Source organism: Corallibacter sp. (genome assembly GCF_048381695.1).
Classification (GTDB): domain Bacteria; phylum Bacteroidota; class Bacteroidia; order Flavobacteriales; family Flavobacteriaceae; genus Corallibacter; species Corallibacter vietnamensis.
The window spans coordinates 78544-93927 of record NZ_JBLXHI010000005.1 but is presented as its reverse complement, the minus strand read 5'-3'; the positions used below and the strand labels follow the sequence as shown (position 1 = coordinate 93927).

17 protein-coding genes are annotated in these 15384 nt (G+C 32.3%); 7 read left to right on the top strand and 10 right to left on the bottom strand.

Translation table 11 applies throughout. The features are described from left to right. Positions 1-54: 54 nt before the first annotated feature. The 3 genes from rplI to rpsF are packed head-to-tail and all read right to left on the bottom strand — an operon-like array spanning position 55 to position 1169. Positions 55-516: a 50S ribosomal protein L9 gene (rplI, locus tag ACN5J3_RS08890; protein WP_418511507.1), complete on the bottom strand. Its 462-nt coding sequence runs from the start codon at positions 514-516 to the stop codon at positions 55-57. Positions 517-531: 15 nt separating this feature from the next. After that, on the bottom strand, positions 532-828 hold the full coding sequence (gene rpsR / locus ACN5J3_RS08885) for a 30S ribosomal protein S18 (RefSeq protein ID WP_344729971.1): 297 nt from the start codon (positions 826-828) through the stop codon (positions 532-534). 2 nt (positions 829-830) lie between these two features. Continuing rightward, positions 831-1169, bottom strand: a complete 339-nt coding sequence (gene rpsF, locus ACN5J3_RS08880) for a 30S ribosomal protein S6 (protein ID WP_344729969.1) — start codon at positions 1167-1169, stop codon at positions 831-833. A 198-nt stretch (positions 1170-1367) separates the two neighbouring features. On the opposite strand from rpsF, the gene ACN5J3_RS08875 reads away from it, so the two are divergent. After that, a complete protein-coding gene (locus ACN5J3_RS08875) occupies positions 1368-2063 on the top strand; it encodes a LytTR family DNA-binding domain-containing protein (RefSeq protein WP_344729966.1) in 696 nt (231 codons plus the stop codon). On the opposite strand, the gene priA is transcribed toward ACN5J3_RS08875, so the two are convergent. The 3 genes from priA to nadC are packed head-to-tail and all read right to left on the bottom strand — an operon-like array spanning position 2060 to position 6306. Then, positions 2060-4513: a replication restart helicase PriA gene (gene priA, locus ACN5J3_RS08870; RefSeq protein ID WP_418511506.1), complete on the bottom strand. Its 2454-nt coding sequence runs from the start codon at positions 4511-4513 to the stop codon at positions 2060-2062. The genes ACN5J3_RS08875 and priA overlap by 4 nt on opposite strands. Positions 4514-4516: 3 nt before the next feature. Then, positions 4517-5446 (bottom strand): YihY/virulence factor BrkB family protein, encoded by a 930-nt coding sequence (locus ACN5J3_RS08865; protein WP_344729962.1) that lies wholly within the window; start codon positions 5444-5446, stop codon positions 4517-4519. Positions 5447-5448: 2 nt separating this feature from the next. Continuing rightward, entirely contained in the window at positions 5449-6306 is an 858-nt protein-coding gene (gene nadC, locus ACN5J3_RS08860) for a carboxylating nicotinate-nucleotide diphosphorylase (RefSeq protein WP_344729960.1), read from the bottom strand. An 88-nt stretch (positions 6307-6394) separates the two neighbouring features. Here nadC and rlmH point away from each other — a divergent pair, with 88 nt between their 5' ends. Further along, positions 6395-6868: a 23S rRNA (pseudouridine(1915)-N(3))-methyltransferase RlmH gene (gene rlmH / locus ACN5J3_RS08855; protein WP_418511505.1), complete on the top strand. Its 474-nt coding sequence runs from the start codon at positions 6395-6397 to the stop codon at positions 6866-6868. Positions 6869-6870: 2 nt separating this feature from the next. On the opposite strand, the gene hpf is transcribed toward rlmH, so the two are convergent. Then, complete coding sequence (hpf, locus tag ACN5J3_RS08850) at positions 6871-7170, bottom strand: ribosome hibernation-promoting factor, HPF/YfiA family (RefSeq protein ID WP_417290109.1); 300 nt, start codon at positions 7168-7170, stop codon at positions 6871-6873. A gap of 112 nt (positions 7171-7282) precedes the next feature. Next, positions 7283-8302 carry a DUF4421 family protein gene (locus ACN5J3_RS08845; protein WP_418511504.1) on the bottom strand — a complete coding sequence of 340 codons (1020 nt, stop codon included), beginning with the start codon at positions 8300-8302 and terminating at the stop codon, positions 7283-7285. A gap of 46 nt (positions 8303-8348) precedes the next feature. On the opposite strand from ACN5J3_RS08845, the gene ACN5J3_RS08840 reads away from it, so the two are divergent. The 4 genes from ACN5J3_RS08840 (at position 8349) to ACN5J3_RS08825 (ending at position 12331) form a co-directional block, all read left to right on the top strand. After that, positions 8349-8924: a non-canonical purine NTP diphosphatase gene (locus ACN5J3_RS08840; RefSeq protein WP_418511503.1), complete on the top strand. Its 576-nt coding sequence runs from the start codon at positions 8349-8351 to the stop codon at positions 8922-8924. 64 nt (positions 8925-8988) lie between these two features. Then, on the top strand, positions 8989-9453 hold the full coding sequence (locus tag ACN5J3_RS08835; protein ID WP_418511502.1) for a hypothetical protein: 465 nt from the start codon (positions 8989-8991) through the stop codon (positions 9451-9453). Between the two features lie 212 nt (positions 9454-9665). Further along, positions 9666-11459: a DEAD/DEAH box helicase gene (locus ACN5J3_RS08830; RefSeq protein ID WP_417290105.1), complete on the top strand. Its 1794-nt coding sequence runs from the start codon at positions 9666-9668 to the stop codon at positions 11457-11459. Positions 11460-11548: 89 nt separating this feature from the next. Beyond that, entirely contained in the window at positions 11549-12331 is a 783-nt protein-coding gene (locus ACN5J3_RS08825; protein ID WP_417290104.1) for a carboxypeptidase-like regulatory domain-containing protein, read from the top strand. Between the two features lie 44 nt (positions 12332-12375). On the opposite strand, the gene ACN5J3_RS08820 is transcribed toward ACN5J3_RS08825, so the two are convergent. Then, positions 12376-13032, bottom strand: coding sequence for a TrmH family RNA methyltransferase (locus ACN5J3_RS08820; RefSeq protein ID WP_417290103.1), 657 nt, complete (start codon positions 13030-13032; stop codon positions 12376-12378). 37 nt (positions 13033-13069) lie between these two features. Here ACN5J3_RS08820 and ACN5J3_RS08815 point away from each other — a divergent pair, with 37 nt between their 5' ends. Beyond that, positions 13070-13744, top strand: coding sequence for an SIR2 family NAD-dependent protein deacylase (locus tag ACN5J3_RS08815; protein WP_418511501.1), 675 nt, complete (start codon positions 13070-13072; stop codon positions 13742-13744). Here ACN5J3_RS08815 and ACN5J3_RS08810 read toward each other — a convergent pair whose 3' ends face one another. Continuing rightward, on the bottom strand, positions 13745-15310 hold the full coding sequence (locus ACN5J3_RS08810) for a serine hydrolase (protein WP_418511500.1): 1566 nt from the start codon (positions 15308-15310) through the stop codon (positions 13745-13747). It lies immediately after the preceding gene. Between the last annotated feature and the right edge of the window lie 74 nt (positions 15311-15384).

Sequence of the window (15384 nt, the reverse complement as noted above, 5' to 3'; positions counted from 1 at the left end):
ACGTTAAAAAAAAAGCCTCAACAAGGTTGAGGCTTTTAGTATAATGTAAATTGCTTAAGCTTGAGCAATAACCTCGAATGGTAATTCAAAAGTTACTTCTCTGTGTAAACGTATAACAGCATTGTACTGTCCTAAACGCTTAATGTTACCACCAGTGATGTTTATGAATTTCTTGTCAATAGTGTGACCTTCTTTTTCAAAAGCTTCTACAAGATCTAATTTAGTTACAGAACCAAATAATTTATCTCCTGCAGATGCACCTTCAGTTGCTTTTGCTTGAATTTTAATATCTAAAGCTTTAATTGCTTCAGCAGTTTTGTTTGCTTCGTCAATTACTTTCTTTTCTTTAAAAGCGCGTTGCTTTAAGTTTTCAGCTAAAACTTTCTTTGCTGAAACAGTTGCTAAAATCGCTTGTCCTTGAGGAATTAAAAAGTTTCTACCATAACCGTTCTTAACTGTTACAATATCGTCTTTAAATCCTAAATTCTCAACGTCTTGTTTTAATATAAGTTCCATTGTTATAGTATTATGTTATTTTAATAAATCTGCTACGTAAGGCATTAATGCTAAATGACGTGCTCTTTTTACAGCTACAGATACTTTTCTTTGGTATTTTAAAGAAGTTCCTGTTAAACGACGTGGTAAAATTTTACCTTGCTCGTTTACAAACTTTAATAAGAAGTCTGGATCTTTATAATCAACATACTTGATTCCAGATTTCTTGAAACGACAATACTTTTTTGTCTTGTTTGTTTCAATATTAAGCGGAGTTAAATATCTAATTTCTCCGTCTTTCTTTCCTTTTGCTTGTTGTTCTATAGATGACATAATTACGCTTTTTGTTTGTTTCTTTCTCTTCTTTTCTCTGCCCAAGCAATTGCATGCTTGTCAAGCTTTACAGTCAAGTAACGCATAAAACGCTCGTCACGTCTAAACTCTACTTCTAGAGGAGTAATTACTTCTCCATCTACAGTGTACTCAAATAAGTGATAGAAACCACTTTTCTTGTTTTGAATTGGGTAAGCTAATTTTTTTAAGCCCCAATCTTCTTTGGCTATCATCTTCGCTCCTTTAGAAACAAGAAAATCTTCGTATTTCTTTACTGTTTCCTTTATCTGTGTTTCAGATAAAACGGGATTTAAGATGAAAACAGTTTCATAATGATTCATAAAAAATCTTTTTTATTGTTAAAAATGGCTGCAAAAATAATTATTTTATTTATATTTCACAACTATATTACAACATTCTTCTTTTAAAGATAAATACTGTTAAAGAAATGTTAAAAACAACGTTTTGCCGATGTTTTTTGGTTTTTATCCGAAAATTTCGTACTATTGTCGATATCTTAACCGAAATAATGAAATGTTATGACATTAAACTGTGTAGTAGTAGACGACTCAGCGATACAACGTCTTTCAATTGTCAAGTTAATTGAAAACCATCCTTCTCTTAACTTAATAGCTGAGTATAACAGTGCATTAGAGACTAAAAATGGCTTAAATACTCATAAAGTAGATTTAATCTTTTTAGATATTGAAATGCCTGTTCTTAATGGATTTGAATTGTTAGATGTTTTAAACAACAAGCCTCAAATTATTTTTGTAACCGGAAAAACTGAATACGCCTTTAAAGCATTTAACTATGATGCTACTGATTATTTGCACAAGCCTATTACAAAAGAACGTTTTAATACAGCTGTTGACAAAGCCGTAGAACAACACAAACTTAAATTAGACTTTAACGAAACTGAAGGTGAACACATTTTTGTAAAAAGTAATCTTAAAAAACGTAAAGTATATATTAAGGACATTAAGTGGATTGAAGCTCTTGGTGATTATGTAAAACTTGTTACTGAAGAAACAAGCCTTGTTGTATTATCTACTATGAAAGCTTTTGAAGCCGAATTACCTGAAGGTAAGTTTTTAAGAATTCACAAATCTTATATTGTTAATCTAGATAAAATTGACAGATTTAACAGTAAAAACGTAGAAGTTGGTTCTTACGAAATTCCTTTAAGTAGAAATAAAAAGACACAACTTGTAGATGCTTTAAATAACATTTAATAATTATCTACATTTATAATTACGCGTAACGCACGAAAATCTTTTATACTAGAGAAGCTATTGTTTATTTTATCAATAGCTTCTTTTGTTTTTACTATAGATTGCTTTGGTTTCATTTTTACTAATATGTGCTTATGGTACTGATTTCGAATTCGTGCTACAGGAGGAAATTCTGGACCTAAAACTAAATCATCAAATACTTGCCTTAATGATTTAGCAAACCATGCAGCTCCCACATTTACACGGTTATAATCCTTATGCTTTATGGTAATTTTAATCAACCTATAAACAGGCGGATATTTAAAATTATGACGCTCATCCATTTGTTCTTTAAACATTTCAGCAAAATTATTAGTAGACACTTGCTGTAAAATTTGGTGATGCGGATTGTATGTTTGTATTAAAACTTTTCCTCTAGTATCTGTTCTACCTGCACGTCCAGATACCTGCATCATTAATTGAAAACTACGCTCATGCGCTCTAAAGTCAGGAAAATTAAGCATATTATCAGCATTCATAATCCCTACTAACTTTACATGCCTAAAATCTAATCCTTTGGTTAACATTTGAGTTCCTACCAAAATGTCTATTTCTTGCTGCTCAAATGCGGTTATAATTTTTTCGTATCCATATTTGCCTCGTGTAGTATCTAAATCCATTCTAGCAACTTTATGTTCCGGAAACAAAGCGCTCACCTCCTTCTCTACTTGCTCGGTACCAAAACCTTTAGTATCTAAATCGTTGCCTCCACAGGCATCACATTTTTTAAGCATTACTGTATTGTAGCCACAATAATGACATCGTAATTGATCACGGTATTGATGGTAAGTTAAACTAACATCACAATTGGGACATTGTGGTGAGTGACCACATGTGTGACATTCTATAATAGGAGAAAACCCACGTCTATTTTGAAATAAAATAATTTGCTGACCTTCTTCTAATGTTTCTGTCATCTCTGCTATTAATCGGTCACTAAAATGACCTTTCATTCGCTTACGTTTATGCTTATCCTTAATATCAACTAGCTCTATATCTGGCATCATTACATTATTATAGCGTGTTGCTAGTTCTACCAAGCCATACTTTCCTTGTTTTGCATTGTAATAGCTTTCTAAACTTGGTGTTGCAGACCCTAAAAGGGTTTTGACTTTAAATATATTAGCTAAAATAATAGCGGCATCGCGTGCATGATAACGTGGTGCTGGATCAAATTGCTTATATGATGTTTCATGTTCTTCATCTATAATAACCAATCCTAAATCTTGAAAAGGCAATAAAATAGATGATCTTGCGCCTAAAACCACTTGGGCTTTTGTAGTATTCTGAAAAATATTATGCCAAACCTCAACACGCTCATGCGTTGAGTATTTAGAATGAAACACCGCTACTTTTTCACTAAAGTAATCTTGTAGTCTGTTAACTAATTGGGTTGTTAAGGCTATTTCTGGTACTAAATACAGTACTTGCTTTCCGCTTGCTAACACATCCTCTATTAGTTTTACATAAATTTCGGTTTTGCCAGATGAAGTAACACCATGAAGTAATGTAACATCATGTGCTTTGAATGATTCTTTTATCTCACTTAAGGCTACATCTTGAGGTTTACTTAATGCTTTTGACACTTTATCATCTCCTCCTGAATACTCAACACGATCATGCTGAATATAATACGCTTCTAAAATACCTTTATCAATAAGTGTTTTTACAATTGCTGATGATGCTTGGCTTTCTTCTGTTAACTCCGAAACCTTTACAGGTTTTTTGGTTTTTGCTGACATAGAAAATAGCGTCATTACGACTTCTCGTTGTTTATGTGCTCTACGCAATTCATCCAACAACACCTGAAGGTTTTCTTGAGATGCATGATTTGCATGCAGCTTTACATAACGTACTAGTTTAGGCTTGTATTTTTCATATACTTCTTCCTGAATAGAAATTGCTTCTTTTTCTAAAAGCCGTTTTATTACAGGTAGCACATTTTTTTTATCTAAAATACTGGCTATGTCGTGTATTTTTAATGATGATTGATGATGCAATGCTTCATAAACCAAAAATTCATCATCTTTTAAATCTTCATCACTTATAACTGTAGACGTGTTTTTACTAATTATAGTTTCACTCTCTAAAATAAAAGCACTTGGCAATGCAGCACGCATTACTTCGCCTACTGTACACATATAATATTTAGAAATCCATTGCCAATGTGTTAGCTGATGTTTCGTTACTAAAGGCGTATCATCTAAAATTTGGTGAATATCTTTTGCTTCATAAATAACAGGCTCTTGCTCATGAATACGACATACTATTGCTGTGTAAATTTTACTCTTTCCGAAAGGTACAGAGACGCGCATTCCTGCTTTAAGAAATTCTGATTCAGCTTTAGAAATACGATACGTAAAAAGCTTTTCCAGAGGAATTGGTAAAATAACATCTATAAAGTGTGACATACTTTAAAAGCTTTTCTTTAAACGATTTAATGACGCATTTAACTCATAACCTAAAAGCAGAATGTTTGAGTTAAGCCAAAGATAGAAAAGCAAGATTAATAAAGCGCCAATAGAGCCATAAAGCTCATTATATTTTGAGAAATTTTCTATATAAATACCAAATAAATATGAAGTTAAAATTATTAACAAGGTGGTAAATAAAGCACCTACAGAAAAGAATTTTGACTCTCTACCTTCTTTTGTGCCAAAGTAATACAAGGTTGCTGTTGCCAGATATACCATGAGCACAAAAAAACCATATTTAGCTAACATAACCCACGTTTGTGAACTTGTTTCATTAACATAGCCATGAGTTTGTAAGTTATCAATAACATAAATTTGAAAATACCCAAAAACCAAAACCGTTAATATTGATAAGAATGCTAAAATTAGTGCAACGCCCAAAGCATATAAATACTGACGCACAATACTGCGTGTAAGCTGCTCGTGATAAGAATTCTCAAATCCTGAAAAAATAGCACTTATTCCATTAGCCATTAATGCAATAGATACTATTAAAACTGACGATAATAAACCACCACGTTGTGTGTTATCAATATTTTCAAAAATATTAGTAAAGAAAAACTCGGAAGTACTTGGTGGTAAAAATGAATTTAGAAATTCTAAAAATTTAATTTTAAAATCATCTATTGGGATATACGGAATAACAATAAGAACAAACAACAAAAAAGGAAAAATAGCTGTAAAAAAACTAAAAGCAATAGCACTTGCCCTAGTAGTTAACGCACCTTTAATAACGCCTGTTATATAAAGCTCAAGAAGATCATATAATGATAAACCCTCTAATGCTGGAAGTTTAATTTTTTTTAAAAACTTAACCAACAGGTTTATTACAGGAATTTTATCAAGTTTATCTTCTATGGGTTTAGACATATTTAAACTGCTTTTAAGCTTAAATCCATATTATAAACAGAGTGTGTTAATGCTCCTGAAGAAATAAAATCTACGCCGCATTCTGCATATTGTCTAATTGTTTTTTCATTAATACCTCCTGAAGATTCTGTTAGACATTTATCACCTATCAGCTTTACCGCTTTTCTAGTATCTTCAAAATTAAAATTGTCTATTAAAATACGGTAAACACCATCTGTATTTAATATTTCTTGAATTTCATCAAGGTTTCTTGCTTCAACAATAATTTTTAGGTCTCGGTTTGTGTCTTGTAAATATTGCTTTGTTTTCTCTATTGCTTTTGTTACGCCTCCTGCAAAATCTATATGATTATCTTTTAACATAATCATATCATACAATGCAAATCTGTGATTTTCGCCTCCACCAATTTTCACAGCCCATTTTTCTAAAGCACGAATACCTGGTGTTGTTTTTCTTGTATCTAAAATTTTAGTATCTGTACCTTCTAAAAGATCTACAAACTTGCGTGTTTTTGTTGCAATTGCACTCATACGTTGCATAGCATTAAGTACCAGTCGCTCTGCTTTTAAAATAGATTGTGATGGTCCTTCAACATAAAATACAATGTCACCGTTCTTTACACTATGCCCATCATTTATAAAGGTTTTTATTTTAAGTTGCTTGTCAACATATTTAAACACTTTTTTTGCAAACTCAACACCCGCTATTATTCCATTATCTTTTACTAAAAGTTTAGCTTTACCTATAGCGTCAGCAGGGATACAAGCTAGTGAACTGTGATCACCATCTCCTACATCTTCCCTAATAGCGTTCGTAATTATTAATTCTATTTCGGTATCAAATTGTTCTTGACTTATCATAACATAAATATTTAATGTAAAAATAGGAATAGATTTTTGAATATAGAATGCCTCTCAAAAAATTAAAAGTAAATTGTACATTTGAAGCATGACTATAAAACTACTTGCCATAGGTAAAACCGATAATAAACAATTGCAATCATTAATTGATGATTACCAAAAGCGATTGGGTTTTTATATAAAGTTTGAATTTGAAATTATCCCTGATATTAAAAATTCTAAAAACTTAAGCGAAGCTCAACAAAAACAAAAAGAAGGCGAGCTTATTTTAAGCAAACTAAACGCTACTGACACACTTATTTTACTTGATGAAAATGGCAAGCAATATGACTCTGTTGCTTTTGCAAACCACCTCCAAAAACACATGAATTCCGGCATTAAACAATTAGTGTTTGTTATTGGCGGTCCTTATGGGTTTTCAGAGGATGTTTACAATAAGTCTCAAGGAAAAATATCACTATCTAAAATGACATTTTCTCATCAGATGATTCGCTTATTTATAATAGAACAACTATATAGAGGTTTTACTATTTTACGCAATGAGCCTTATCATCATAGATGATATTATTTTACTGAAAAAGTATGCTTTCGTTTTTTAAGCTGTTTGTCTAAATCACTGATTGTTTCTTTAACAGCCATTTCAAAATTTTTCTCATTTGAAGTCGCAAAAATTCTAGGGCCTGGCAAACTCAATTCCATATTACAAATTTTTCCCTGTTCTTTTTGGTTATTGTCTATTTTGAATGCTACATCACAGTTTATCAACCACTCATACTTATCAGCTAGTTTCTCTAATTTATCATTGGTATATTGTGATAAAGCATCACTAGAATCCATATTTACGTATCTTATTTTTACTGTCATAACATTAAAGTTTTAAGTTCTATAATCTTGTCTTATAAAGATAACGAAAAAAGGGTATTTAAAAGCTGATTTTAATCATCAATTAACAAAAAAAATATTGGTAAGACTCACACTATTTTTTCACTTTCAGTCTATAACCAACTGCTAGTTTTGCATTAGACAAATTAAAAAGGTAGCGGTTATCAAAGTCTAAATCTGTAGAGTAAACACCGTTTCCGTAAGATACATTTACATAAAACCTATCTATATTATAATTAACTGCCAATGAAAAATCAAACTTATATAACATAGGATTTGACGGTCTATAACTATCGTGCTGTAGCTCCACTTTTTTGTTCATTAAAGCAATACCTGGCATTACATTACAAGAAAGCACAATGTTTTTAGGCAAAATAAACACACCCAAAAGCCCTCCTAAAACACCTATAGCAGCACTATTGTAACGTTTTATTTGAGCTTGACTGTTGTAAAACCCATAATTACTTTCTGGTATGACATTACCATCAGATGAAAAGTAATCAAACACTGCAAATGTACCTAAACCTCCAGTAAAATATACCGTTTTATTTTTTTTGGCTAACCCCGCTTTTAATAGCGCATAAGAAAACTCTATTTCTGATAAGGTATATAAGTAATTAAAACCTATTGTTAATGATTTTACATCAGGACTAAAAACTGTTGGCGCTCCAAAATCATTTTTCACTAAAAAACCTTTATAAGACTGAATGTAAAAATTAACATAATTATGTTTTCCTAATATGGTGGTTCCTTGCAAGTCAAAACGCCTAGTTGCATTGTTTTTTTTGCTTTTAATGTTAAAAGCTAAATCAATTAACATTTTACTATTAGCAAACCCTAAACCTATACCATATCTATTATTTGGCACATATCTAGATTTAGAATTATCATCTTTTATTTTAAAAACCTTGGCTTTATAATTTGTAAAAACACGCAGTGAGTAATTTGACAAATCACGATCTATAAACGTTCTGTCAATTTTTTGAAGAAGACTTAAAGAATCTCTAGACTCTAGTGTTTGGCTTTGAGCATGAACTACTAAAAAAAGAAACACCAATAAAACCCAACGACTTTTAATAACTTTTATAGAACATCTGCCCGTTTTAAATATCATTTAAACTAATTTTGTTAAACGCTAAAAATACATTAATTACAACAAAATGCAACTAGTTTTCGCTACTAACAACCTCAACAAACTTAAAGAAGTTCAAAAGTTAATTCCTGAAACAATCACCCTTTTAAGCCTTAAAGACATAGGTTGTAATGAAGATATCCCTGAAACTCAAAATACTATTGAAGGTAATGCCATACAAAAAGCCGAGTATGTAAAAACTAATTATGGTTATGATTGTTTTGCTGACGACACAGGTCTTGAAGTAAACGCTTTAAATGGAGAACCTGGCGTGTTTTCAGCTCGCTATGCTGGACCTCAACGTGACGCAAATGACAACATGGATAAACTACTTCACCATTTAGAAAACAAAAATGATAGAAGCGCACAATTTAAAACTGTTATTGCGCTACACCTTAATGGCAAACTAGAAACTTTTACTGGCATTTGTAAAGGATCTATCACACAAACCAAATCAGGCAGTCAAGGTTTTGGTTATGATCCTATTTTCAAAGCAGAAGACTACATACAAACTTTTGCTGAAATCACTTTAGAAGAAAAAAACCGTATTGGACATCGCGGAAAAGCAGTTTCTAAATTGGTTGATTTTTTAAATAATTACTAATCATCTTTTAAAAACGTAAGTTGAAAAAATAAGTGTTATATTTCTGCTCACAAAAATTAGCATCATGAAAAATTTTAAAATTCTTATAATATTATGCCTTTGTTTAACAAGTTTTTATTCATGCAAGGACGACGCTAAAACGGCTTCTCCGCAAGAAGAGAACACAAAAACAACAGTGCCAACAACGACAAACAAGGCAAAACCGGCTAATAGCACAAAAAACAAAAACATTGTATATCATTACACCTGCAACAATGGATGTAATGGCGGATCTGATGCAGCAGGAATGTGTTCTGTTTGCGGAAGTATCTTAATGCATAACCAAGCGTATCACAACAATCAAAATGCAACACCAGCAAATACACCATCAAGTCCTTTTGCTGAGCCAGCAAACACATCATCAGGACAAAACGCTGCTGGGCTTTGGCATTATATATGTAACAACGGCTGTAGTGGCGGATCTGGCAGCGCTGGAAATTGCAGTAGCTGTGGTAACGCATTAGCTCATAATGCAGCTTATCATCAGTAGAATTTTTATTAAAAAAAAATCAACTTATTAGCTTTTTTAAGCAAAAAAAATCACTTCCCAAATAAAAGTGTATCTTTGCAGCTTGAAACGCAAAATAGTGCGTTGTAAATTCCTCAAGGTGAGGATGTGTTACCAAGAAGTTTCAGGTTAAGTATGTCGATTCGCTTCTTATGTAACACTACATAATATAATCGAATACTTACATAAAACGAATGAACACATTTCAAGATTTAGGTCTTAATGACGACCTATTGCATGCTATTAACGACATGGGATTTGAAACCCCAAGTGATGTACAAGCACAAGCAATCCCTATTTTATTACAACAAGAAGACGATTTAGTTGCTCTAGCGCAAACAGGAACTGGTAAAACAGCTGCTTTTGGTTTTCCTATGTTACAAAAAATTAATGTAGATAGCAGAACAACTCAAGGTCTAATCCTTTCTCCTACCCGAGAACTTTGCTTACAAATAGCTAACGAATTAAAACTTTATGGTAAATACTGTAAAGGATTAAATGTTGTTGCTATTTATGGTGGCGCAAGTATTTCAGAACAAGCAAGAGAGGTTAAAAAAGGCGCGCAAATTATTGTAGCAACGCCTGGTCGTATGAAAGATATGATAAGCCGTAACATGGTTGACATTTCAAAAATTGAGTATTCTGTTTTAGATGAAGCTGATGAAATGCTAAACATGGGATTTTATGAGGATATCACAGACATATTATCACATACACCACAAGATAAAAGCACTTGGCTTTTTTCTGCTACTATGCCTAAAGAAGTAGCAACCATTGCAAAAAAATTCATGCACAATCCTATTGAAATAACAGTAGGAAGTAAAAACGTAGGTAGTGACCAAGTTTCTCATGAGTATTATTTAGTAAATTCTAGAGACCGTTACCAAGCACTAAAACGCCTTGCAGATACCAATCCAGATATTTTCTCTGTTGTTTTTTGTAGAACCAAACGTGATACTCAAAAAGTCGCTGAAAAACTTATTGAAGATGGTTATAGCGCTGGTGCTTTACATGGTGATTTAAGCCAAAACCAACGTGATTTAGTTATGAAATCATTTAGAAACAAGCAAATACAAATGCTTGTAGCTACTGATGTTGCTGCACGTGGTATTGATGTTGATGATATTACTCACGTTATAAACTACCAATTACCTGACGAAACAGAAACTTACACACACCGAAGCGGACGTACAGGACGTGCTGGTAAAACAGGAGTTTCTATGGTTATTGTTTCTAAAAGTGAATTACGTAAAATAAAAAGCATTGAGCGTATTATAAAAAAGAACTTTGAGAAAAAAGACATACCTAGTGGTATGGAAATATGTGAAGTGCAACTTATGTCACTTGCCAATAAAGTTCACAACACTGAAATTAATCACGAGATTGATAAGTATTTAGATAATATTAATGAATTATTTGAAGATACTACAAAAGACGAATTGATTAAAAAATTCTTTTCGGTAGAGTTTACTCGATTCTTTAACTATTATCAAAAAGCAAGTGATCTTAATATTTCAGCTCAAAAAAGCAGTGAACGCGATAGCAGTAATGATGGTAACTCAACACGTTATTTTATAAACGTTGGTAAAAAAGATGGTTACGACTGGATGAGCTTAAAAGATTTCTTAAAAGAGATTTTAGAATTAGGTCGTGATGATGTTTTTAAAGTTGATGTAAAAGATAGTTTCTCGTTTTTTAATACCGAGAAAGGTTTACAAGAAAAAGTATTGGCTTTTTTCACAGACTTTAAGCACAATGGTCGATTTGTAAACGTTGAAATTTCCGAAGACAAAGGTCGTGGAACAAGTCGCCGTAAAAGACGTCGTGATGGTGGTGGTGGAAACCGCAAACGTAACGACAAACCAAGAAATGACAGACGCTCTAGTAAAGGCAACAAAAGACGTTCTGATAGTTCATCAAAGCCTAAACGCTCTGAATCATCAGGAAGTAATTTTGGTGCTTCAAGACCAAGACGCTCTAGAAGATAATTTTTTTTGTTAATTTTAAGTCAAATTCTTTAATAGATTAAAGAGTTGGTAGTTTGTTTACTACTTTTACTTTTCAATCCTTAAGCTTGATGAAAAAATTATTGCTCCTTTTTACTTTTATTTTTGCAACCGTAGTAACTTATGGCCAAGATGACGACACAACTGTTCAAGGTGTTGTTGTAAATGCATCTGGCGGCGTTCCTATGGAAAGCGTTAATATTGTAAATCTAAACCAAGTAAAAGGAACCGCAACAAATTCTAGAGGAAAGTTTGAGCTATCTGCTAAAGTAAATGATACGTTACATTTCTCTTATTTAGGATTTAAATCTATAAGAGTAAGAGTTACTAATGACTGGATAAAGTACGGAGAATCTACTATAGAATTAACAGAGTTGGCATTAGCTCTAGAAGAAGTTGTTGTTAATGAGTTTAAACTTACAGGATATCTTGAAGTAGACATCAAACAAGTGCCTATCAACAATAATTATCGTTACAGCATTTCGGGATTACCTTCTACAGGCTATGAAGCTGGAAAATCATCAAACGCTATTACAAAAGTGTTAGGTGCTGTTTTTAACCCAGCAGATTTTTTACATAGTATGTTTGGAAAACAGCCTAACGAAATGCGTAAGCTCAAGAAAATGAAGCAAGATGATGAAATTAGAAATATTTTAGCTAATCGTTTTGATAGAGAAATGCTTACAGCTTTATTACAAGTAGAACGTGTAGATTTAGACGAAATAGTTAGGCAATGTAACTACTCTAAAGGATTTATAAAAACCGCTAACGATTTACAGATACTTGATGCTATAAGTGAATGCTATGAAGAGTATAAAGTATTAAGCCGAAGTAGACGTTCAGGAAGATTATAATAAAAAAAGCGAAAGTTTATCTTTCGCTTTTTTTAGTTTTATACTTATTTTGTTTTGTAAAATCTATCAACAATTTCATCGTAGCTTTTTATTGTATTCTTTATCCAATCTAGTTGTTTAGCTAAACGTTCTTCTTCTGTTAATTGCCAATCAATAGTTGTTTGTTTTAATTTTGTAGTTACATGCTGTAAAATAATAGCCGCAGACACTGATATATTTAAACTTTCAGTAAATCCCGACATCGGAATTTTTAAATAACAGTCAGCTGCATCTAAAACTTCTTGAGATAAACCTTCTGTCTCTCTTCCAAAGAAAAAACATGATTTTTTAGTAACATCAAATTCATGCAATACACAATCATTAGTATGCGGCGTAGTGGCTACAATTTGATAACCTTTTTGTTTTAAATCATGTATGCAATCCTTTACAGAATGATATCTGTTTAAATCAACCCATTTTTGAGCTCCCATTGCTATTTCGCGGTCAATCTTTTTTGTGTTTTGCTCCTCAACAATATTTACTTCTTGAATTCCAAAAACATCACAACTGCGTATTACAGCGCTTGTATTATGCAATTGATACACATCTTCAGTAGCAACAGTAAAATGTTTTGTACGTTGAGACAGAACCTTATTAAAGCGTGTTCTTCTATTATCTGTAAGGTAGGTTTCTAAATGTTCTAAAAGTTTCAAATCTATCATGCTTCAAATATAAATTTAAAAATAGTAATTTCGTACTATGAAGCATATAGTTGTATTAACAGGCGCAGGAATGAGTGCTGAAAGCGGCATTAAGACATTTCGTGATGCGGATGGTTTATGGGAAGGTCATGATGTTATGGAAGTAGCATCACCACAAGGGTTTTCTAAAAATCCTGAATTGGTTTTAAATTTTTATAATCAACGCCGCAGACAACTTTTTGAGGTAACACCTAACCAAGCTCATATAGATTTAGCAAAACTTGAACAACAATACAAAGTTACTATTATAACCCAAAATGTTGATGATTTACATGAGCGTGCAGGAAGCACTAACATTGTACATTTACATGGCGAATTATTAAAAGCCAGAAGCACATACAACGAACACGATATTACGGACTGGAAAACAGATTTAGTTCTTGGTGATGTTTGCAAACAAGGCTACCAAATGCGCCCGCACATCGTTTGGTTTGGTGAAGCTGTTCCTATGATAGAAAAGGCCATAGATATTTGTGAAACCGCTGATATTTTAATGATTATAGGAACTAGTATGCAAGTATATCCTGCAGCTAGCTTAATGCATTATGTGCCAGAAAACACACCGACATATTTTATAGATCCTAAACCAGCTATGAGCAGTAATAAAAACATTGTTGTTGTTCCTGAAACAGCTACTATTGGTGTTAAAAAGGTTGTTGATACGTTTTTATAATTAATCTACGCGTTTTAGATTTAAATCTTGAAAGTCTAAACTAAAATCAATATTTGGCGAAATACCTTTCATAGTAAAACCATTAGCTTTTCCATTTTCACCTAATGTAAACATTGCAAAAGCATCGGCATTCATATCTTGATATTCCCATTTTATAGCAAATGTTTCATCTTTATAATATTGTAAAGGTCCGTTAAGGAGCGGCGATCTATGTGATTTTATCCAAAGTTGTTTGCCTTTCATAAACACTTCTATTTTTCCAAACCAAACATCTTCATAAACGCCTAAATATTTATCTTTCTTTACCGCATCTTGATTATTATTTACTACGGTTTCCCAAACTTTGTCTACAACGGCATCTGCCCCACTTTGTTGTGAAGCCAAATAGGCCGCATATTTATCTATCCATTTAAAATCTTCTAATTCTAAATACATATCCATGATGGTTTGAGTTACAGAAGAAAACAATCCTGCGCCATCATTACTAGTATTAGTAAGTACAACAATACCTAAATCTAAATCAGGAATCATTAATACTCTTGAAAGCATTCCTGGCAAGCCGCCTGTATGCTCAACAAGCATGTTTCCTTTTATATCAGACAAAAACCAACCTAAACCATATCCAGAAAAATGTGTGTTATAACGCGGATTATTGGTTGTTGGCATAACGGTTTGAATAGTCCACATTTTATTGTGATTTACTTTTGTAAAAAGTTCTTTTTTTAAGCCATCGCCATATTTTCCTTGGTTAAGCTGTAAAAGCATCCAAGTACTCATATCATTTACGCTAGAAAAAATACCACCTGCGGCACCATTAATCATTTCTTCAAATGTTGGAATCACTTTTATTTCGCCTGTTTCGTTAGAGTGAGAAGCTGATAAATTATCCATATCTTTTATTCTAGAAAAAGAACCAAAAGAATGCTCCATACCTAATGGTTTAAATATTTTAGATTCAACATAAGCTTCCCATGTCATACCACTTAAACGCGCTATGAGTTCGCCTGCCACTAAATAAAGTAAGTTATCATAATCCCATTTTGTTCGAAATGCTGATGTTTGCTTTAAATGCTGAAAACTAGACAGTAAATCATCTATTGTAAAATCTGAACCTTGCGGAAAAAACATTAGATCTCCAGCGCCTAAACCTAAACCACTTCTATGTGTTACTAAATCTACTATGTTGAAATTTTCTTCTACGTAATCATCATACATTGTGAACTCTGGAATATGAGTTTTCACTTTATCTTCCCAAGATAATTTTCCTTCTTCTACCAGCATAGCTAAAGCAGCTGTTGTAAAAGCCTTACTGTTTGATGCTATTGCAAAATTGGTATGTTCATTTACAGGCTCTTTTGTAACAATAGATTTTACACCATAACCTTTTTCATGTAAAATTTTACCATCTTTTACTACTGCAACTGCACAACCAGCAACATTAAATTTACTCATTGCATAGTTTACAATAGAATCTACTTGTTGAGAACTAACTTGTGCAAAAGAGGAATAAGATAATAGACTTATGAAAAAAGTAGCGTAAACGAGTTTATAAACATTGATTTTCATACAGATAATTTACAGTTAAATCGAATCTTTTTAAAGGTACATATTTGATGGTTTATTTCCTATTAATCAAATTG

Coding starts and splice junctions, on each gene's coding strand:
- ACN5J3_RS08825 (WP_417290104.1), top strand. CDS start 11,549: ATGAAAAAATTATTGCTCCTTTTTACTTTTATTTTTGCAACCGTAGTA.
- ACN5J3_RS08820 (WP_417290103.1), bottom strand. CDS start 13,032: ATGATAGATTTGAAACTTTTAGAACATTTAGAAACCTACCTTACAGAT.
- ACN5J3_RS08840 (WP_418511503.1), top strand. CDS start 8,349: ATGCAACTAGTTTTCGCTACTAACAACCTCAACAAACTTAAAGAAGTT.
- ACN5J3_RS08830 (WP_417290105.1), top strand. CDS start 9,666: ATGAACACATTTCAAGATTTAGGTCTTAATGACGACCTATTGCATGCT.
- ACN5J3_RS08845 (WP_418511504.1), bottom strand. CDS start 8,302: ATGATATTTAAAACGGGCAGATGTTCTATAAAAGTTATTAAAAGTCGT.
- rlmH (WP_418511505.1), top strand. CDS start 6,395: ATGACTATAAAACTACTTGCCATAGGTAAAACCGATAATAAACAATTG.
- priA (WP_418511506.1), bottom strand. CDS start 4,513: ATGTCACACTTTATAGATGTTATTTTACCAATTCCTCTGGAAAAGCTT.
- rpsF (WP_344729969.1), bottom strand. CDS start 1,169: ATGAATCATTATGAAACTGTTTTCATCTTAAATCCCGTTTTATCTGAA.
- ACN5J3_RS08865 (WP_344729962.1), bottom strand. CDS start 5,446: ATGTCTAAACCCATAGAAGATAAACTTGATAAAATTCCTGTAATAAAC.
- hpf (WP_417290109.1), bottom strand. CDS start 7,170: ATGACAGTAAAAATAAGATACGTAAATATGGATTCTAGTGATGCTTTA.
- nadC (WP_344729960.1), bottom strand. CDS start 6,306: ATGATAAGTCAAGAACAATTTGATACCGAAATAGAATTAATAATTACG.
- ACN5J3_RS08875 (WP_344729966.1), top strand. CDS start 1,368: ATGACATTAAACTGTGTAGTAGTAGACGACTCAGCGATACAACGTCTT.
- rpsR (WP_344729971.1), bottom strand. CDS start 828: ATGTCATCTATAGAACAACAAGCAAAAGGAAAGAAAGACGGAGAAATT.
- ACN5J3_RS08835 (WP_418511502.1), top strand. CDS start 8,989: ATGAAAAATTTTAAAATTCTTATAATATTATGCCTTTGTTTAACAAGT.
- rplI (WP_418511507.1), bottom strand. CDS start 516: ATGGAACTTATATTAAAACAAGACGTTGAGAATTTAGGATTTAAAGAC.
- ACN5J3_RS08815 (WP_418511501.1), top strand. CDS start 13,070: ATGAAGCATATAGTTGTATTAACAGGCGCAGGAATGAGTGCTGAAAGC.
- ACN5J3_RS08810 (WP_418511500.1), bottom strand. CDS start 15,310: ATGAAAATCAATGTTTATAAACTCGTTTACGCTACTTTTTTCATAAGT.